At 63.3% G+C, this 19,771-nt stretch carries 10 protein-coding genes, 1 tRNA gene and 1 riboswitch; of the genes, 4 read left to right on the forward strand and 7 right to left on the reverse strand.

Going from position 1 to position 19,771, the window contains the following annotated elements:
* Positions 1-5 precede the first annotated feature (5 nt).
* Entirely contained in the window at positions 6-995 is a 990-nt protein-coding gene (locus BIO17B3_RS08900) for an ABC transporter substrate-binding protein (protein ID WP_013107488.1), read from the reverse strand.
* A gap of 49 nt (positions 996-1,044) precedes the next feature.
* A riboswitch (guanidine-I (ykkC/yxkD leader) is annotated at positions 1,045-1,155 on the reverse strand.
* Between the two features lie 842 nt (positions 1,156-1,997).
* Between BIO17B3_RS08900 and BIO17B3_RS19210 the strand changes: the two genes are divergently transcribed.
* The 3 genes from BIO17B3_RS19210 to BIO17B3_RS08915 are packed head-to-tail and all read left to right on the forward strand — an operon-like array spanning position 1,998 to position 8,021.
* Positions 1,998-2,489, forward strand: coding sequence for a hypothetical protein (locus tag BIO17B3_RS19210; RefSeq protein ID WP_232054232.1), 492 nt, complete (start codon positions 1,998-2,000; stop codon positions 2,487-2,489).
* Positions 2,455-4,923, forward strand: a complete 2,469-nt coding sequence (locus tag BIO17B3_RS08910) for a DNA breaking-rejoining enzyme, catalytic core (RefSeq protein WP_156053779.1) — start codon at positions 2,455-2,457, stop codon at positions 4,921-4,923. Before BIO17B3_RS19210 ends, BIO17B3_RS08910 begins: the two co-directional genes overlap by 35 nt.
* On the forward strand, positions 4,920-8,021 hold the full coding sequence (locus tag BIO17B3_RS08915) for a tyrosine-type recombinase/integrase (protein ID WP_156053780.1): 3,102 nt from the start codon (positions 4,920-4,922) through the stop codon (positions 8,019-8,021). Before BIO17B3_RS08910 ends, BIO17B3_RS08915 begins: the two co-directional genes overlap by 4 nt.
* A gap of 207 nt (positions 8,022-8,228) precedes the next feature.
* On the opposite strand, the gene BIO17B3_RS08920 is transcribed toward BIO17B3_RS08915, so the two are convergent.
* From BIO17B3_RS08920 to BIO17B3_RS08930, 3 genes are read right to left on the reverse strand one after another with little or no spacing between them, the layout of a single operon-like run.
* Entirely contained in the window at positions 8,229-9,185 is a 957-nt protein-coding gene (locus tag BIO17B3_RS08920) for an HD domain-containing protein (protein ID WP_156053781.1), read from the reverse strand.
* A complete protein-coding gene (locus tag BIO17B3_RS08925; RefSeq protein ID WP_156053782.1) occupies positions 9,178-10,449 on the reverse strand; it encodes a site-specific integrase in 1,272 nt (423 codons plus the stop codon). The genes BIO17B3_RS08920 and BIO17B3_RS08925 overlap by 8 nt, the downstream gene beginning before the upstream one ends.
* The gene (locus BIO17B3_RS08930) at positions 10,442-10,669 is read right to left on the reverse strand and encodes a hypothetical protein (RefSeq protein WP_156053783.1); all 228 of its coding nucleotides are present in this window, start codon (positions 10,667-10,669) and stop codon (positions 10,442-10,444) included. Before BIO17B3_RS08930 ends, BIO17B3_RS08925 begins: the two co-directional genes overlap by 8 nt.
* Positions 10,670-10,795: 126 nt before the next feature.
* Between BIO17B3_RS08930 and BIO17B3_RS19465 the strand changes: the two genes are divergently transcribed.
* On the forward strand, positions 10,796-10,996 hold the full coding sequence (locus BIO17B3_RS19465) for a ribbon-helix-helix domain-containing protein (RefSeq protein ID WP_156053784.1): 201 nt from the start codon (positions 10,796-10,798) through the stop codon (positions 10,994-10,996).
* Between the two features lie 140 nt (positions 10,997-11,136).
* Here the strand turns inward: BIO17B3_RS19465 and BIO17B3_RS08940 are convergent.
* From BIO17B3_RS08940 to rpoB, 3 genes are all read right to left on the reverse strand, one after another.
* Positions 11,137-11,213, reverse strand: a tRNA-Met gene (locus BIO17B3_RS08940).
* Between the two features lie 89 nt (positions 11,214-11,302).
* Complete coding sequence (gene rpoC, locus BIO17B3_RS08945; RefSeq protein ID WP_156053785.1) at positions 11,303-15,523, reverse strand: DNA-directed RNA polymerase subunit beta'; 4,221 nt, start codon at positions 15,521-15,523, stop codon at positions 11,303-11,305.
* 59 nt (positions 15,524-15,582) lie between these two features.
* Positions 15,583-19,686, reverse strand: a complete 4,104-nt coding sequence (gene rpoB / locus BIO17B3_RS08950; protein WP_013107505.1) for a DNA-directed RNA polymerase subunit beta — start codon at positions 19,684-19,686, stop codon at positions 15,583-15,585.
* Positions 19,687-19,771 lie beyond the last annotated feature (85 nt).

The raw sequence follows: 19,771 nt of genomic DNA on the forward strand, positions 1-19,771 counted from the left end.
TTTTTTCAGGGCTTCATCGCGTCTTTGACGATCGATGAATCGATGAAACTTGCCGGATTGGGGCTGGCATCAATCTGCTTCTGGCTCACGAGAAACGCGCCGGTGGCTGCCGTGCTGGTGTAAAGCGAGACGGGTGACGCACTCTTGCTCATCGCTTCTTCATTGAGCTTGGGCCCAAACAGCTTCGTGCCTGCCAGGCTCAGTGCATATTCCTCAGGTTTGAGCCCGACATGCGGCGCCATGATGGCTGCCGCCTTGGCCGGATTGGCATCAATGAACTTCACCGCATCGAACCAAGCCTTGGTCATAGCAACGAAGTCCTTGCGGTGTGCGGCCAGTGCAGTGTCACGTGCATACACCACATCAGGAATCAGGCCGGGGGCGGATTTACTGGTAAAGAGTGGATGTCCGGCCTTATGCGTCTGAATGCGCTGGATCCAAGGATTCCACACCCCGGCAGCAGGAAGTTTCCCGGCGATCAATGCGGCAGCGGCATCCCCCGTGGACATGTTGACGAAGTTCACGTCCTTCTCGCTCAGCCCGTTTTTCTGCAGGCCGGTCGCCGCGAGATAGTTTTCAATCGACCCGATCTCCAGGCCGATCGTTTTGCCTTTCAGTTCCGCAAACGACTTGATGTTGTTGCTGACCATCAGGGCATCGTTTCCCGCCGAGTTGTCGGTCACCAGAATGACCTTGGCTGGCACCTTCTTCACGGCAGGTGACAAGGTATCGATCAATGCCTGGCAATTGGCATCGATCTGCCCGGCAGAGAGCGCGTTGACCGAGGTCATGTAGTCTGGAAACCAGACCAGCTTGACGTCTGCGCCATATTTCTTGAAATAGCCTTCCTTCTCTGCGACGTACCAAGCCACCCAGCCCGGCCAGTCGGACACGCCCAATGTGACTTGAGCAAAGGAGGGCACGGGGTGCAGCGCCAGCGTGAGCATGCCAGCAGCAGGAAGAACTTTGCGAAGAAGCGTTTGCAACAGGGACATGGCGGGCTCCAGAATGTCGGGGATGAGTCGGAGGCGCGCCATTTGGGCGTCCTCCCGGGCTTTTATCCCTCCGTGGAGCTCTGCAGTTGCAAAGCCGACAAGCTCTCGGACCAGGCATCGCAACCAACGAAGAGCGACCGGAACCCTAGCTCACCTCAGTGCGCACTCAACTGTGCGCCTCCTAACTCGTACAAAGCAGGAACCATGCCAAACAAAGCCCCTCATGATCAGTCGTTCTAACGAACAGATGCCCTCCTCAACACGCACCATTCATGAGCACTATGGCACTGGCATGGTGCGGATTGCACATTGAGCATTGGTTCAAGCATCGGCTACGGTGACGAGTGAAGACAGGGCCAAACCAAGTGCAGCGCGTCTGCAATCACGCAGACCTGGTCGCGCTCCTAGCATTCACGCATCTCACTTGGCGTGTTGACGCCGACCGAAAACTGACCACCGGTCAGTTTTGAATCGGCACCAACACCTTCGAGGCAGATCGTCGCGGCAGATCCCCACCTATGCCATTGCCTCGCATCCTGAGTTTGGCTGACAATTCAAGCAAACCCTGCGTTCCATGCATTTCCATCAGGATCAATCGACGTGCTGATCCCTCAACGCAACTTGATCTGGACCGATTGCCCCACTCTGGCGCCAACCCCTTCCCCTCTTGCGACGCTGCCGACCGACCTTGGGCAGGACTTGGCCGCGCGAGTGGCGACTCATAGGGACTCGTCGTGACCGCCGCCCCTGCTGCAAGCCCTGCGCATCCTGAACGTCGCGGACGCCCCCCCGCCGGATTGCTGGCAGGCGGTTCCTGCGAGTCCATTCTCCTGCCCCAGATCCGGGACGAACATCCGCTATTGCAACAAGCGCTGAGCGCACTCCACCCCCGGCCGATCGACGATGTGCTGACCTTCACTCCCAAGGCGATCCACATCCTCTGTACCTTGCATCCGCTGGTCGTCCGTCCCGTGGGGGGGCAGGCAGAGCAAAGGCTATGAGGTGCTCGCCGGGCTGCTGGCCTGGCGCGCGCTGCGTCCCCATCATGCACTCCACCTCGCCGCACAAACCGCATCCGCTGCCGGGAAACCCGCGGTCACGGCGCCGCTTCAAACCGAAGAATCGGCGGCCCCGCCCGCACGCGCCAAACAGCGAAAGCGTGCGCCGCCCACTGCGCTGCCTGCCGCGTTTGCAGTGCCCGCGATGGTCTTGCCAAAAGACACGCATGACGACGACATCACCGCCTTGCTCTGCGCTGAACGCTGGCTGCTGATCACCAGTGTCGGCCCGCTCAAGGCCTTGCAAGCCGAACTCGTGCAACTGCACGATCAGGCGCGCAGCCACGGTTGGACTCAAGATCTCACCCCGCAGATCAAGAGTTTGAACGCCTTGGCCCGCGTGCTGGACGTCACCCGTCAGACGCTGTCCACCCGCCGCCCCACCCGAGCCGACGCGGACGATGCACACCCCAACAGCGCAACAGACCGTCCTTGACACGCTGCGGCAACTCAGCGGCGATGCCGACGCCGCGGGCGCGGCACTGCAGTGGATTGAAGCGCCCGACACGGCACTGGCCTTGGCGCTGGTCATCGAAGGCACGCAATTGCTGCTGCCGACCTTGCGCACTGTCGCTGCAGATGACGCCACTGCACTGGGCGTCGTGGCGCCGTCTGCCGAGGTCATTGCCGGACTGCAGGCGATGCAGAACGTGCTGAACCCCCCGTCGTCCAAGAGCCCGCCTGCCCTCAAACCGTTGCAACGCCCTGCCGCCACCCGCCTGCAACCGTTTCGCGGTGTGATGTCCTCGCATCCCCTGTACACGCTGTTGGGCAGCTGGCACTGGCGAAACGCAAATGCAGCGCACGATCCCATAATCCTGAAAGCGGTCGCGATGGTCGTGCTGTTTGCCAAGGCGCGTGCGCAGCAACTCGCAGCCGAGCATGCCGGATCCTCTCCGATTTACGACGCCTGCACAGCCTTGCGCGAGCTGGTGCAAAGCCACCCACAGATCCTGGCCGAGCGCCCCCTGGCGAACGACTGGATCCGCATCCCTACATCGAGCGAGCGTGAGCCGCAGGTCGATGCCATTCGTCGCATCATCGAGCCGGTGCTGCGTCACCATCGCCTGCTCAATGGCACCCCGGAGAAGGACGATGAAGACAGCGGCGAGACCTACAGCCCACCGCCCCAAAAACTCCGGCTCGATCTCGGCGATACCCTGCGGATTCAATCCGTGACGCGGCTGCGCACCACGACCGTGGATGCGCTCAAGCGCAGCGGGCTGAGCCTTGCCGAGTTCGGCCCGCAGGAAGAATACGTCGAGTGGACCGAAACTGGCGAAGACGACCCGCTCGATCTCACCCCGCCTGTGCCCAAGGAACGCAGCCTGGCCGAACAGGTGCTGCGCACCCGGGCGCTCATCGCCCGCCGTGAGCGGTCGATGCAGTTGCTCGCCGCGGATTGGACGCGACTCACCGAAGCGGAAGTGGCGCGGCTGTGGCAGGCCCTCTGCGCCGACAGCAAAAGCCAAGACCCGGCGACACGCGAGACGGCCGCCCTGCTGGGACTTGCGCTGTGGACGTCCCATCCGCTGCAGACCGAAGACGGCGGCCTTTGCGCATTGAAGATATTCTCGTGTGCTCAGGATGCACCGCAGGCCGCCCCGCGGTATCCCTTGTTACTGCTGGATCGCTGGACATTGCGCCTGCCCGTGCTGCGCCCCTCAGGCCAACCGGGCTACCATGGCGTCGACCGCAGCAAGGCGCAACCTTGTGCAGACGCCATCGACGTTCCGCTTCCCGTCGCACTGCGTCCCGTGATCGACGCATTACCGAGCGTGCAGCGCTTATCCACCCCTCCGTACAAAACACGGATTGACGCGTTTGTGCTCGAGCCCTTGCAACAGCAGGCGACTGACTGGCTTCAAGTCCATGCGCAGCAAACCGCGGGGCGTCTCACCCTCAGCGCTGTGGGGCAATGGATGTTTCGCCGGCTCGTCGAACAGCGGCGCGATCATGCCCTGGCCAGTCTGGCTACGGGACGACCTCATCTACTGGCCGACACCGGGCTGCACTATCTGCACGTGCCCACGGGTGACCTCGTGCGCTGGATCCGCCAGGAGCAGGACCGGGCCTGGGGGGCGTTGCAGCAGGCCGACCCGCGCTTGGGTGAGAACGACGGCGCCCATCCCGCCTCGGCAATCGAACCTGACGCACCGGACATCGGTGTGGGCGCGCCCATCGTCCCGCTCGACCGGACGGTGCAGGCGCTGGCCCACAGCCTGGACCAAGCGCTGACGCATGCGCGGTCCACTCCCTTGGCCGACGACGCTTTACTGATTCTGCACAATGCTTTCACGCAGTATGTCCACGCCCTGCTGCGATTCAGTCTGGGATTGCGGGATGTGGGGCAACCGCTGCCCAACTGGAACCAGATCGATGGGCATCACGGTGTCGTTCTCCTCAGCGACAAGGACGATATCTCCGCATCCGCCACCCGCCTGGCGCCGCTTTGCACGACCGCGCTGGAGCAACTGCGCGTTTACGCCCGGCACGCCCGCGCCACCCTGACCCGCCTGACGCCTGAAACCCTGATCTCACCGCCGCCGGTGCTGTTTTATCTGCGGCGTGTCCGCGGCCGACTCGAATGCATCGACCACCCCACGCGAGAGATGCACGCCGCGCTGGAGCAGGTCACCGGCTATACCCTGCCGCGCAACACCAGTCGGCATTGGCTGCGTTCGCGTCTGGTGCAAATGGGGTTGTCGGGCGAACTCATCGAATTCTTCATGGGTCACTGGCAGCGCGGCGCCCAGCCCTGGGGACGCTACAGCGCCCTGCCCGCGCGCAGGGTCATCGAGTCTTTGCGTGACCCGATCGAACAACTCGTGCGCGAGGCTGGCTTTCACGTGGTGCGGGGCTGGGCTTGAGCGACTGGAAAGGATTCGCCGTCGCTGCGTCCGAGCCGCAGACCGCAGAGAACGGCTTGCAGCAACGCCGCGCGAACGCAGAGCACCATCGGGCGCGCGCTCAGGCACAGGTGCGTGAGTGGATCGCGCAGCAGGGGTTGCAGGACTGGCTGCAAGGCTGTCCTGGTCTGGTCATTCCCGATGAAGCGGTGCAAACGCTGCGCCAACGCATCGATCAAACCTTCACCGGGGCGGAGCGACGCTGGGCGACCAACTTCCTCAGCGCCGGGCTGGAGCGCGGGCGGCTGGAACGCGGCTGGAGCGTGCACGTTCCCCCGCGCATTCTGGTGCTGCGCGGGCCGACCCCGCCGCTCAACGCCCTGACCTTCCCGGCCTTGACGCAAGAGGGCTTGATCGATCAGGCGCTGCAAGCCCATTGGCAGCGAAGCGCCCGGACTGGCGCAGAAATCACTTTCGAGCAGATTCTCATCAGCGCCATTTGGTCGTCGGCGCTGATCGGCGAAGACCGCATCCGGCAAGTCGCCGCCGCGCTCAGGGCCAACACCCTTCGCGCCAGCCCAGATGGTCGCCGGGTTTGGACGGAGTGGACTGACCGCAGCGGCAACTGGCAGCGACATCTGTTCGATCCCTTCACCGCCCTGCTTGCGTTGCGCTGGCTCAACCAACGCCGCGACAGCCCGCCCCTGAGCGGAGAAGCCGACCCGCCGCCGTCTGTGGCACGTCTGATTTGGAAGGCGCTCAAACGCATTCTGGATGCCCAGTCTTTAGGCTTGGACAGCTATACCGACTTCGTGCGCGGTGCCCAGGCGAAGTGGCACTATCGGCTGCCGCCGTTTCTGGCGCAGGCAGCCCGCGGTCTTGTCGCCAACGCGTGTCTGCCGCCGCACGCCTGGTGGCGTCTGTTGATGCGCCAGCGACTAGCCCCCGAGCCGATCCCGGCGCCGACGGTGGAGCGCACCGGGCCGGGCCGCGCCTCTGAAACGCCGCCCTCGCCCGATGCCATCGTCCCCCCTACCGAACTCCGTCGCCTGCTGCGCGCCGCGCCACAGCGCGCTCCGCAGATCGCGCGTGCACTGCGCAGGTTCGTGCAGCAGCACGTGTCAGACCCGAACCGGCTGGAAGTGGTCTTGGCCGGATGGCTGATCGGACTGTTGCAGCCCTCTGGCCGCAAGGGCATTCGCCTGAGTTCGGCGCGCGAGCTACTCGCCCGAGTGGATCGCAAACTCGCTGCGGTGCTGGGTACGCATCTTCCCGACAAGGTCGCAGACTGGGACGATGCCATCCAGTCCATCGTGCAGGCCACGGGGGAACGTCATCGCAGCAACATCGCCACCGCACTCCAACAGCTCGACACCTTCGTGCGTGCGCACAAACGGTGGGATAGCCCGGCGCCCGACCTGGACGAGGGTGTGGGTTCCAGCGTCGACGCCCAACTGATCACCGAATCAGAGTTCGTGTCGGTGCGGCAAACACTGCGGCGCAACGCCCAGCCACGCCACAGCCAGGCGGCGGCGATCCTGGGCTATCGCTGCGGCCTGCGGCGCACGGAAATCCGCGGGCTGCGCTGGATCGATGTGCAATGGCGCCCGCAGCCCCTGCTGTTCGTGCGCAGCCATGCCGGACGCGCGCTCAAGCGCGACAGCGGCCGCCGTGTGCTGCCGCTGAGCGCGTTCTGCACGCAGGAGGAACTGGATCTGCTGCGCCGGATCCATGCAGAAACGGAACGACTGCTGCAAAACAGCCCGGACTTCAGGCAGACGGCCTTGTTCCTGCCCGATCCGCAGGCGCCGGACCAGCCCCGGCCCGAGGAGGCCCTGTTCAACCCGGTACAAGCGGCGATGCGCGCGGTCTGCGGGGAACCGTCGCTGCGATTCCATCACCTGCGCCATAGTGCGGCCAATGCGCTGCTCGCCCAGTTCATGGACGACCTCACCCCGGGAGCCGCCGCCCTGCTCGGCTTGAAACCCGAGTCCATTGCGCCCAAGCGCCAAGCCCTCCTCGGACTGGGCGAAGCCCAGCGCCCTTTGTTGTGGGCCGTGGCCGCCTTCATGGGGCACGCCACGCCGCAAACCACTTTGGGCAGCTATGTGCATCTGCTCGACCTGCTGCTGGGTCTGGCGGTGCAACGTGATGCGTCATTGCCGCCTTCGAAAGTCATCGCCTGGTTGGCAGGCTCCACGGTCAATCGGGTCGACGTACAACAGCACCGTCTGGGCCCACGTAGCAGTTGGGTGGTTCGCAGCGCACACTGGGTTAAAAAATTAGCGACGTCCTCAGCCCACGCGCAGTCCCTGCGTTGTCCCTGGTCCGAGGAACCTCCGTCTGGCGCCGCGCCCAGCGCTGGCCAGCCCTCCCCGGTCGATTCGGCGCTGATGAACATCACCGATGCGCTGGCCTTGCTGGCTGCTTTGCGCCCCGTTCCAGATAAGACGGGATCGAAGCACCAATTCAGCAGCGATACTCTGGCACAGCGCATCTATCAAGCCATGGAGCGGTGGGCGCAGTTGCGCGGCGCCAGCCCGGCACGACACACGCGAACCGAACGCCCTGTCGCACCGATTGTCGTCGGTCATTTGCGACTCGAACGGCCTCGCACGCTCAAGCAACTGCGCGCGCGGGCGCTGCGCACCACGGCCCAGGCCATGCTTGAGGCCTTGCGGCAATGGTGGCGGACGGATGCGGCAGCGGCCGAGCAGGCGCTGAGCCTGCACTGGCGCGTTCACGACAGCGATGATCATGCCGTGGCGTTCACCGCACTGGTGGATGCCCGGCGGTGGAAACAGATGCTCGATACCCTGTCGATGCGCTCCCCGGCGCTCCAAGCCTACGTGCTGTCATGGCAGCTCCAACCCGCGTTGCGCAGTGCGCACACGGCAACCGAGCAGGTGAATCATTGGGCGACGGCACTCGGTGGCGCGGTGACGATCTCGGTCCAAGCAGCGCGGTCATTCCACCCCTCACATCCTTCGCCGCCGGATGGGCTGTTGTGGGTGATCGATCGCACGCACGGCAAGGCCCGTCCTGGCGGGCTGATCGCCGCGCTGGATGCCGCTGCTTATGTGATGACTGTTTCCATTCTGGTGAGGAAAGGGCCTTAGCCGGTACGCGATCTGGCGCTGGGGATTTGTGGACAGTCGGCTGGGCCGATGCCCGCCTGCGCTGGCGCGCCCCCGTGGGCGGCCCGTGGACAGCCTGCCGCCTGCCCACCGCCCGTCCACCGGTCGGCGGCTGCCCACAAGCTCCACAGCGCCCCGCCACCTCATTCCATTCCCAAACCCGAGCCATCCCGTGTTTTACGAACGCCCTCACACCAGTTCGGGCGCGGCCACCCGATAGGGTCGCCGTCCCAAGTGCTTGTGATAGGCGCCCCAGCCTGCCCCGTTGGGCAGTAGTCGCTGCATCAGATCGTCGGTGCCGGAGAGCCGGTCGGCCAGCGAGAGCAGTTCCGCTTCCGGTGTCTGCGGCTCTCGCAGCCCCATCCACGCCGGGGCATGCGCAACAGCGGCCAAAATGTGCAGCAGCGCCATCTCGTGTCCGGCAGGCAGGCGGATGCGCCAGCGGGCGATGGCGCCAGCCACCCATTCGATGACGGTGGTGCGGTGACCAAGGAGTCGCCCGCGGTCGCTCATCCCCCAACTGCCATCGGCACGCCGCCGATATTCTTCCGCCTTGCCGGCGTCGTGCAACAGCGCCGCCAGCACGGCCAGCTCCCGGTCGACATACGCCCGGTCGGTCGCCAGTGCGCGCACCTGCTCGGCCACTTCGACGGTGTGACGCAGATTGCCCGCTTCGTCGTGATGGTGTCCTTCCATCGAAGAGGGGCCGGTACAGAACCGACGAAACCGCTCTGCGTCCCAAAAGAGGGCGTTGAGCAATAGGCGGTGGGAAACCGGCAAAGCCTCCCACAGCCGGTGTGCGCGCTGCAGTAGCGCAGGCTCTACCGGCCATCCGGGCAATGCGGTCTGGAACAATCCCAGCTCGGCCACGGGCCGCTCCAAGACCACCAGCCGCGCGATGGCCAGGCAGCCGTTCTCGCTGCGCCCGGGGCCGCTCCAGCGCGGACTGACCAACACCCCGCTGCGCAGCCGGGCATCGAGTTGGCCGGAGGACCAGCAGGCTTTGAAGCTGGCCTGGGTGTGAAACAGATGGGCCGTGTGATGCAAACATCCGGTCGCATCGGCTCGGCTGTTGACGCTGGCCAGCCGGTAGATCTGCGGCAACATCGGCAAGTCGCTGGGACAGGGGTGCGTGGGATCAGTCATGTTGGGCTCCTTGTGCGGCGGCGGGCAGGTTCTGCGTCACGTCCACACGGGCCATGGCCGTGGTGAGCAAGCGCTCGAACGCCGAGCCATCACGACGGGTCAGGTTGGGGACGTAGCGGCTGTAGACCTTGAACAGCATCTCGGTGGAGGTGTGTCCCATCTGCCGGGCGATCCATTCGGGGTTCTCGCCGGCGGCCAGCCAGAGGGTGGCGGCCGTATGCCGGGTCTGGTAAGGGCGCCGGGGCGTGTAGCCGAGATAGCGCAGCAGCGGGTACCACACGCGCTTGGTGACGTTGTTGTGATCCAGCGGCTGGCCCTGGCGGTTGCAAAACACCCAGTTCTTCAGAGGCCCGGTTCGCGCAAATTGCCTTTGGAGGGCATCGAACACGATCTGGCTCATCTGCACGTCACGGTTGGACTCGATGGTCTTGGTCTCGTCTTCCTCCCCCGCCACGAGGGTTTCGCGGATGAGAATGAGGCGGTGCGAGAAGTCGACGTACTTCCACTTGAGCCCGTCGATCTCTCCGGTGCGCAGTCCGGTAAAGAAGCGCACGGTGTAGTAATCACGGAAATCCTCACGCGCGGCCGCGAGCAGCGCCTTGACCTCGTCGAGGGTGAAGGGCTGCACGTCGCTCTTGGCGACCTTGAGCGGCTTGATGTTGTAAAACGGACAGGTAAACTGGTAGCGGTCGGAGGCTTCAAAGAGGATTCCGCGCAGGATGTTCATCACTGCGTTGATTCTGCGGGGTGACAGGGTTTCCTTCTTGCGGCCCGGAGCTTTGGCGAGTGAGGACCGAAAGATCAGAATCTGTTCCCGCGAGATGCTTCCGACTTCCTGCTGCCCGAAGTGCGGCAACAGGTGCACCGAGACGATGTCGGCGACCGTGCGCTGGTAAGAGCGCCGCCATTGCACGGCGTTCTCGGCTTGCCATTGCTGCGCGAAATCGGCGAACAGTGGGGTGTTCACGTCCTGTTGTACGTGCGGAACATTCCCTTGCTTCAGCGGGTCGGCTGTTGGAGCCTGGCCCTGGATCGGTGGCATGCTCGACTGGCGAGCGCGGTGCGCCTTGCTGTTCGGAAAGTACGCTGCGTAATCGAACTGACCGCGCTGGATATCTCGGTCGATTCTCTGCAACAGTCGATCAAGCCGCGCGCGGTTCGCCGGGCTGTCGTCAAGCAGCGTGTATTCACGGCAGCGCTGGCCTTGATAGCGGAAATCAAGAAAGAGCTTTCCGGTACCGGCCTGTTTGCGGATGCTACCCATGGCAAACTCCTCCGCTGGCCATGGGGATCTCATGAGCAGATGAGTCCTGCATGTCTTGCTCGATGCGCTCCCAGATGTAAAGAATTTTTCGTCCGCCAAAGGGACGGATGTAGTGAGTACCCTCTAAAAGAACAGCATCTTTGAGGCGCTCACGAATCGTTCGTGAGTCGTACTTGATGCGCTTGGACAACTCGTCCGTAGTGAGATAAGTCATGCTCATAAAATTGCTCCCGTCTAGCGTGCACCTCGTGCGCACAACTACAGTGTAGACAAGTAGCAAATAAAAGCAACGTCTGTTTTGTAGACGCTGTTATGCTTTTGCAACACTTATAGGAAAGACACTCAGATGGACAGGTCGCAGATCAATGTCCGATTGCCGCCAGAGTTGATGGAGCGATTGGACAAACGGCGGGTTGATCTTCATGCCACGATGGGCAAGATTCCCTCTAGATCCGATGTGGTAAGACTTGCGCTCGAGTCCTACCTGCTGGACGGGGCGCAAATAGAAACGGATTTGGCCCAAAAGCACAAATCTTCGTCGGCCTGAAGGTCAGATTGATTGAGGTCTCAGCAACTTGCGGCTAAAACGTGGGCCAAAGTTGGGCCATGAGTGGGCCATAGCCCAAAATGCTGCAGACAACAAAAAAGCCAAAGACCGCTAAGTCCTTGGCTTCATTGAACAAATTTTGGTTGCGGGGACAGGATTTGAACCTGTGACCTTCGGGTTATGAGCCCGACGAGCTACCGAGCTGCTCCACCCCGCGCCGGAAGCTTTAAATCATACTTGAAGGCCGCCCTTTGTGCAAGGCGCCCCGTTCGCCTATGTCTTAATTGGCGATTGGGGGCCTTGTGATCAGGATTGATCCGAGGAGTTGTCGGATTCTGCCGAGTGCAGGGTGCTGTCTTCGAGCGCCTGCAGTTCGGCGGCGGCCTGGGCTGCGCGGTCAGCCTGGTCCATCGCATCCTTCGCCTTGCGCGCCTGGTGGAACGCCAGGCCGGTGCCTGCGGGGATGAGGCGGCCGACGATGACGTTTTCCTTCAAGCCACGCAGTTCGTCGCGCTTGCCCATGATGGCAGCTTCGGTCAGCACGCGCGTGGTCTCCTGGAAGGACGCGGCGGAGATGAAGCTGTCGGTGGACAGGCTGGCCTTGGTGATGCCCAGCAGCAGGTTGTTGAAGGTGGCGGGCATCTTGCCCTCGCGCAGGAGCACGTCATTGCGCGCCAGCACCTGGGAACGCTCGGCCTGTTCGCCCGCGATGTAGTCGGTGTCGCCCGGGTCTTTGATTTCGACGCGGCGCAGCATCTGGCGAACGATGACCTCGATGTGCTTGTCGTTGATCTTCACGCCCTGCAGACGGTAGACGTCCTGCACTTCGTCAACGATGTAGCGCGCCAAGGCCTCGACCCCCAGCAGACGCAGGATGTCCTGCGGCTCGGCGGGGCCGTCGACGATAAGCTCGCCCTTGTTGACGACCTGTCCTTCGTGCACCAGCACGTTCTTTTCCTTCGGGATCAGGAACTCGTTGGAGTTGCCGTCCAGGTCGGTGATGACCAGGCGGACCTTGCCTTTGGTTTCCTTGCCGAAGGAGACGGTGCCGGTGGTTTCGGCCAGCATGCCGGCGTCCTTGGGCGAGCGGGCCTCGAACAACTCGGCCACGCGCGGCAGACCGCCGGTGATGTCGCGGGTCTTCTGGCCTTCCATCGGAATGCGCGCGAGCACTTCGCCCGGGCCCACGTCTTGACCGTCGCGCACCTGGATCAGCGCGCCCACGGTGAAGCCGATGGTCACCGCGTGATCGGTGCCAGGAATCTTGACTTCTTGGCCCTGCTCGTTGAGCAGCTTGACTTGCGGACGCACCACCTTGGCAGAACCGCGACGTTTCGGGTCGATGACCACCAGGGTGGACAGGCCGGTGACTTCGTCCACCTGCTTGGCCACGGTCACGCCTTCTTCGACGTTCTCGAACTTGGTCTGTCCCGCGTACTCGGTGATGATGGGGCGGGTCAGCGGATCCCAGTTGGCCACCAGCGTGCCGGCCTTGATCACCATGCCGTCCTTGACGAACAGCGTGGCGCCGTAAGGCACCTTGTGACGCTCGCGCTCGCGGCCGTGGTCGTCGGTGATCAGTACCTCGCCAGAGCGGGTGATGACCACCTGCTCGCCCTTGGTGTTGGTGACGTAGCGCATGGTGGCGGTGAAGCGCACCGTACCGGCGCTCTTGGCTTCCACACTGGACACCACGGCCGCACGCGACGCCGCGCCGCCGATGTGGAAAGTCCGCATGGTCAGCTGGGTGCCGGGTTCGCCGATGGACTGCGCGGCGATCACGCCGACCGCTTCGCCATTGGTCACCAGCGTGCCGCGGCCGAGGTCGCGGCCGTAGCACTTGGCGCAGATGCCGTAGCGGGTTTCGCAGGTCAGCGCGGTGCGCACCTTGATCTCGTCGATACCGGCAGCTTCGACCAGATCGAGCATGTCTTCATCGAGCATCTCGCCCGCCGGAACGATGACCTCCTGGGTCTCGGGGTTGACCACATCGACAGCGGCCACGCGGCCGAGCACGCGGTCACGCAGCGATTCGATGACTTCGCCGCCTTCGACCAGGGCGCGCATATTGGTGCCGTTGGCCGTGCCGCAATCGTGCTCGGTGACCACCAGATCCTGCGTCACATCCACCAGACGGCGGGTGAGGTAGCCGGAGTTCGCGGTCTTCAGCGCGGTGTCGGCCAGACCCTTACGCGCGCCGTGCGTGGAGATGAAGTACTGCAGCACGTTCAGGCCTTCACGGAAGTTCGCCGTGATGGGGGTCTCGATGATGGAGCCGTCTGGCTTGGCCATCAGGCCGCGCATGCCAGCGAGCTGACGGATCTGCGCGGCGGAACCACGAGCGCCCGAGTCGGCCATCATGTAGATGGAATTGAACGACTCTTGACGCACGTCCTTGCCATGGCGATCCTTGACCGTCTGGTTGGAGAGGTGATTCATCAGCGCCTTGCCGACTTCATCGCCCGCACGGCCCCAGATGTCCACCACCTTGTTGTAGCGCTCGCCCTGCGTCACCAGACCGGAGGAGTACTGCTGCTCGATTTCCTTGACTTCCTTTTCGGCGCGGGCGATGACCGTGTACTTCTCTTCCGGAATCAGCATGTCGTCGATGCTGATCGAGATGCCGGCCTTGGTCGCCAGCGAGAAGCCCGACTGCAGCAGCTTGTCGGCGAAGATCGCGGTTTCGCGCAAGCCGCAACGGCGGAACGACGAGTTGATCAGGCGCGAGATTTCCTTCTTTTTCAGCGCCTTGTTCATCACGCTGAACGGCAGACCCTTGGGCAGAATTTCCGACAGGATCGCGCGGCCCACGGTGGTTTCCACCACGGCGGTCTTGGGGGTGAAGCTGCCAGTGGCCTTGTCTTTTTCGTACTCGGTCAGACGTACGCTGACCCGGCTGGTGATTTCCACCTGCTTGGCGTCGAGCGCGCGGTGCACTTCGGACACATCGGCGAACACGATACCCTCACCGCGGCCATTGATACGCTCGCGGGTGGCGTAGTACAGCCCCAGCACCATATCCTGCGACGGCACGATGGACGGCTCGCCGTTGGCCGGGAACAGGATGTTGTTCGACGCCAGCATCAGCGCACGCGCTTCCACCTGCGCTTCCAGCGACAGCGGAACGTGTACGGCCATCTGGTCGCCGTCGAAGTCGGCGTTGAACGCGGCGCAGACCAGCGGATGCAGCTGGATGGCCTTGCCTTCGATCAGCATGGGCTCGAAGGCCTGAATACCCAGGCGGTGCAGCGTGGGCGCACGGTTGAGCATGACCGGATGCTCGCGGATCACGTCTTCGAGAATGTCCCAGACGATCGGGGTCTGCGATTCAACTTCCTTCTTGGCCGCCTTGATGGTGGTGGCCACGCCCATGGTTTCGAGCTTGTGGAAAATGAAGGGCTTGAACAGTTCGAGCGCCATCAGCTTGGGCAGGCCGCACTGATGCAGCTTGAGCGTCGGGCCCACGGTGATGACCGAACGGCCCGAGTAGTCGACGCGCTTGCCCAGCAGATTCTGGCGGAAGCGGCCGCTCTTGCCCTTGATCATGTCGGCCAGCGACTTGAGCGGGCGCTTGTTCTGCCCCACCATCGCCTTGCCGCGACGGCCGTTGTCCATCAGCGAATCGACCGCTTCCTGCAGCATGCGCTTTTCGTTGCGCACAATGATTTCGGGCGCGGATAGCTCCAGCAGACGGCGCAGGCGGTTGTTGCGGTTGATGACACGGCGGTACAGATCGTTGAGGTCGGAGGTCGCAAAGCGTCCGCCGTCCAGCGGAACGAGCGGACGCAGATCGGGCGGCAGCACCGGCAGCACGGTCATGACCATCCACTCGGGCTTGGCGCCCGAATCCTTGAACGCCTGCATCACCTTGAGGCGCTTGACGTTCTTCTTGACCTTGGTGTCGGAGCCGGTCATGTCGCCGCGCAGCTTCTCGATCTCCAGGTCGAGATCCATGTTGTGCAGCAGGGCATGCACGCCCTCGGCGCCCATGAACGCGACGAACTCGTCGCCGAACTCGGTGCGCTTGGCGGCGTATTCATCTTCGGACAGCACCTGACCCGCCTTGAGCGGCGTCATGCCGGGGTCGGTGACCACATAGGCTTCGAAGTACAGCACGCGTTCGATGTCGCGCAGCGGCATGTCGAGCACGATGCCCAGACGGGACGGCAGGCTCTTGAGGAACCAGATGTGCGCCACCGGGCTGGCCATGTCGATATGGCCCATGCGCTCGCGGCGCACCTTGCTCTGGGTGACTTCGACGCCGCACTTCTCGCAAATCACGCCGCGGTGCTTGAGGCGCTTGTACTTGCCGCACAGGCACTCGTAGTCTTTGATCGGGCCGAAGATCTTGGCGCAGAACAGGCCATCGCGCTCGGGCTTGAACGTGCGGTAGTTGATGGTCTCGGGCTTCTTCACCTCACCGAACGACCAGGACCGGATTTTTTCCGGCGACGCCAGGCCGATACGAATGGCGTCGAAATGCTCATCCTGATGAAACTGCTTGAACAGGTCGAGTAGCGCTTTCATGCTTTCACTCCTTCAGTTGCTTGCCCGGCGCAACCAAGCGGCGCCGGGCGCGGCATCAATCAATTGCGTTCGAGTTCGATGTCCAGACCCAGGGAACGGATTTCCTTGATCAGCACGTTGAACGACTCGGGCATCCCGGCTTCGATGATGTGGTCGCCCTTGACGATGCTCTCGTACATCTTGGTGCGGCCCTGCGTATCGTCGGACTTGACGGTGAGCATTTCCTGCAGCACATACGAGGCGCCGTAGGCTTCGAGCGCCCAGACTTCCATCTCGCCGAAACGCTGACCGCCGAACTGCGCCTTGCCGCCCAGCGGCTGCTGCGTGACCAGCGAGTACGGGCCGGTGGAGCGGGCGTGCATCTTGTCGTCAACCAGGTGATGCAGCTTGAGCACGTGCATGATGCCCACGGTCACCGGGCGCTCGAAGACTTCGCCAGTGCGGCCATCGGTCAGCATGACCTGCTTTTTCGCCGCGGTGAGCTGCAGCTTCTCGGCGATGTCGTCGGGATAGGCCAGGTCGAGCATCTGGCCGATTTCGGCTTCGCTGGCGCCGTCGAACACCGGGCTGGCGATGGGCAGACCGGCCTTGAGGTTGCTGGCGAGTTCAAGCACCTCGGCGTCGCTGAGCTGATCGAGCGCTTCCTGCTTGCCGCTGAAGTTGTAAAGAGTGCCCAGGAATTTGCGCAACTCGGCCGCCTTGGCATGCGACTGCAGCATGTCGTTGACCCGTTTGCCGATGCCGATCGAGGCCCAGCCCAGGTGGGTTTCGAGAATCTGCCCGATGTTCATGCGCGACGGCACGCCCAGCGGGTTGAGCACGATGTCCACCGTGGTGCCATCAGGCATGTGCGGCATGTCTTCGACCGGAACGATCTTGGACACCACACCCTTGTTGCCGTGACGGCCGGCCATCTTGTCGCCTGGCTGCAGGCGGCGCTTGACGGCCAGGTAAACCTTGACCATCTTGAGCACGCCGGTGGGCAGCTCATCGCCCTGGGTGAGCTTGCGGCGCTTCTCTTCGAACATCAGATCGAAGGCGTGGCGGCGCTTCTCCAGCGAGTCCTTGAGCTGTTCCATCTGCTGCGCCAGCGCTTCATCCGCCGGGCGGATGTCGAACCAGTTATAGCGGTCGGTCTCGCCCAGGTAGTCGGCGGTGATGGTTGCGCCCTTGGCCAGCTTGTTCGGGCCGCCGTTGGCGGTCTTGCCAGTGAGCAGCTTGCCCAGACGGTCGAAGGTATCGGCCTCGACGATGCGCATCTGGTCGTTGAGGTCGAGGCGATAGCGCTTGAGCTCGTCGTCGATGATCTGCTGGGCGCGCTTGTCACGCGGGATGCCTTCGCGGGTGAACACCTGCACGTCAATGACGGTGCCGTACATGCCCGAGGGCACGCGCAGCGAGGTGTCCTTCACGTCGGACGCCTTTTCGCCGAAGATGGCGCGCAGCAGCTTCTCTTCCGGGGTGAGCTGGGTCTCGCCCTTGGGGGTGACCTTGCCCACAAGCACGTCGCCCGCTTCCACTTCCGCGCCCACGTAAATGATGCCCGACTCGTCCAGACGCGCCAATTGGTGCTCGGACAGATTGGGAATGTCGCGGGTGATTTCTTCGGAGCCCAGCTTGGTGTCGCGCGCCGGGACGTTCAGCTCTTCGATGTGGATGGAGGTGAAGCGATCTTCGGCCACCACGCGCTCGGACAGCAGGATCGAGTCTTCGTAGTTGTAGCCGTTCCACGGCATGAAGGCCACCAGCATGTTCTGGCCCAGCGCCAGTTCGCCGAGGTCGGTCGAAGCGCCGTCGGCCACGACATCGCCCTTGGCGAGTATGTCGCCGCGCTTGACCAGCGGGCGCTGGTGGATGTTGGTGTTCTGGTTGGAACGCTGGTATTTGATGAGGTTGTAGATGTCCACGCCGACTTCGCCCGCCTGGGTTTCGTCGTCATTGACGCGCACCACGATGCGGGCGCTGTCCACATAGTCCACCACCCCGCCGCGCAAGGCGGTGACCACGGTGCCCGAGTCGACCGCGGTCACGCGCTCGACCCCGGTGCCGACCAGGGGCTTTTCAGGACGCAGCACGGGCACGGCCTGACGCTGCATGTTGGCGCCCATCAGCGCGCGGTTGGCGTCGTCGTGCTCCAGGAAGGGCACGAGCGAGGCCGCGGCCGACACGATCTGGCTGGGCGACACGTCCATGTACTGCACCCGCTCTGGCGAGACCATGATGGACTCGCCAGCTTCGCGGGCAGACACCAACTCGTCGTTGAGCATGCCGTGCTCGTCCATGCCGGCATTGGCCTGGGCGATGACGTACTTGCCTTCTTCGATGGCCGAGAGGTAGTCGATCTGGTCAGTCACCTTACGGTCGATCACGCGGCGATAAGGTGTCTCGATGAAGCCGTATTCGTTCAACCGGGCGAACAGCGCCAGCGAGTTGATCAGACCGATGTTCGGGCCTTCCGGCGTTTCGATCGGGCAGACGCGGCCGTAGTGCGTGGGGTGCACGTCGCGCACTTCAAAACCAGCGCGCTCGCGCGTCAGGCCGCCCGGGCCCAGGGCCGAGACGCGGCGCTTGTGGGTGATTTCCGACAGCGGGTTGGTCTGATCCATGAACTGCGAGAGTTGCGAGGAGCCGAAGAATTCCTTGATCGCCGCCGAAATGGGCTTGGAGTTGATGAAGTCGTGCGGCATCAGGTTTTCGGTCTCGGCCTGGCCCAGACGTTCCTTCACCGCGCGCTCGATGCGAGACAGCCCGGCACGGAACTGGTTCTCGGCCAGCTCGCCCACGCAGCGCACGCGGCGGTTGCCGAGGTGGTCGATGTCATCGACTTCGCCGCGGCCGTTGCGCAACTCGACCAGCAGCTTGATGACCGCCATGATGTCTTCATGCGACAGCACCATCTCGCCTTCGATCTCTTCGCGACCGAGGCGGCGGTTGAACTTCATGCGGCCCACGCGCGACAAGTCGTAGGCGTCAGCGTCGAAGAACAGGCGGTTGAACAAAGCCTCGACGGCGTCTTCGGTCGGCGGCTCGCCGGGGCGCATCATGCGGTAGATCGCCACCTTGGCCCCGAGCTGGTCGGCCACTTCATCGATGCGCAGGGTTTGCGAAATGAACGCGCCCTGGTCGAGGTCGTTGATGTAGAGGGTCTGGATCTGCTGAATGCCGGCTTCGCGGATTTTCTTCAGCAGCGCCTCGGTGAGCTCCTCATTGGCGCGGGCCACGATCTCGCCGGTGTCTTGTGACACCAGGTTGCGCGCCAGCACTTTGCCCAACAGGAAGTCTTCCGGCACCGACAGGCGTTGCGTGCCGCCCTGCTCCAGCTCGCGCAGATGGCGGGTGTTGATGCGCTTGTCCTTGGCGACAACCACTTTGCCATTCTGGTCGATCAGGTCGAAGCGGGCCACTTCGCCCTTGAAATGGTCGGGCACGAATTCGAGCAAAGCGCCATCGTCCATCAACTGCATGTGGTCGAAGGCAAAGAAGTGCGCCAGGATCTGCTCGGGATTCAGGCCCAGGGCCTTGAGCAGAATGGTGACCGGCATCTTGCGGCGGCGGTCGACGCGGAAATACAGAATGTCCTTGGCGTCGAATTCGAAGTCGAGCCAGGAGCCACGGTAGGGAATGATGCGGGCGGAAAACAGCAGCTTGCCCGAGCTGTGGGTCTTGCCCTTGTCGTGCTCGAAAAACACGCCGGGCGAGCGGTGCAGCTGGCTGACGATCACCCGCTCGGTACCGTTGATGATGAACGAGCCCTTGTCGGTCATGAGCGGAATCTCGCCCATATAGACCTCCTGCTCCTTCACCTCCTTGACCGTGGGCTTGGCCGCTTCGCGGTCCATCACGATCAGGCGCACTTTGGCCCGCAGTGCCGACGCAAAGGTCAGACCGCGCTGCTGACATTCGCGCACGTCGAACACCGGGCGTGCCAGGGTGTAGCCGTTGTATTCCATGCGCACATACTGGTTGTGCGACACGATGGGGAAAATGGCGCGGAACGCCGCTTCCAGCCCTTCGTCCTTGCGCTGCGGCAAGGGAAGGTCTTTTTGCAAAAAGGCCTCGTAGGAGTTGATCTGCGTAGCCAGCAGATAGGGGACATCCAGAACACTTTGGCGGCTGCCAAAACTTTTCCGAATGCGCTTTTTCTCAGTGAACGAGTAGGACATGGATACGCTCCGCTCCACAGGGACAAAATCAGTTATCGCATAACCCGGGCTCACCCCAGGCCATGTGGTAACCAAGCTACCGGCC

The sequence above is a fragment of the Thiomonas sp. OC7 genome, assembly GCF_900634595.1.
GTDB classification, from domain to species: Bacteria; Pseudomonadota; Gammaproteobacteria; order Burkholderiales; family Burkholderiaceae_C; genus Thiomonas; species Thiomonas arsenitoxydans.

Excerpts from the sequence above, each read along its gene's own strand:
- BIO17B3_RS08930 (WP_156053783.1), bottom strand. The coding sequence starts at position 10,669 with ATGAGCATGACTTATCTCACTACGGACGAGTTGTCCAAGCGCATCAAG.
- BIO17B3_RS08900 (WP_013107488.1), bottom strand. The coding sequence starts at position 995 with ATGTCCCTGTTGCAAACGCTTCTTCGCAAAGTTCTTCCTGCTGCTGGC.
- rpoC (WP_156053785.1), bottom strand. The coding sequence starts at position 15,523 with ATGAAAGCGCTACTCGACCTGTTCAAGCAGTTTCATCAGGATGAGCAT.
- BIO17B3_RS19465 (WP_156053784.1), top strand. The coding sequence starts at position 10,796 with ATGGACAGGTCGCAGATCAATGTCCGATTGCCGCCAGAGTTGATGGAG.
- rpoB (WP_013107505.1), bottom strand. The coding sequence starts at position 19,686 with ATGTCCTACTCGTTCACTGAGAAAAAGCGCATTCGGAAAAGTTTTGGC.
- BIO17B3_RS08920 (WP_156053781.1), bottom strand. The coding sequence starts at position 9,185 with ATGACTGATCCCACGCACCCCTGTCCCAGCGACTTGCCGATGTTGCCG.
- BIO17B3_RS08925 (WP_156053782.1), bottom strand. The coding sequence starts at position 10,449 with ATGGGTAGCATCCGCAAACAGGCCGGTACCGGAAAGCTCTTTCTTGAT.
- BIO17B3_RS08910 (WP_156053779.1), top strand. The coding sequence starts at position 2,455 with ATGCACACCCCAACAGCGCAACAGACCGTCCTTGACACGCTGCGGCAA.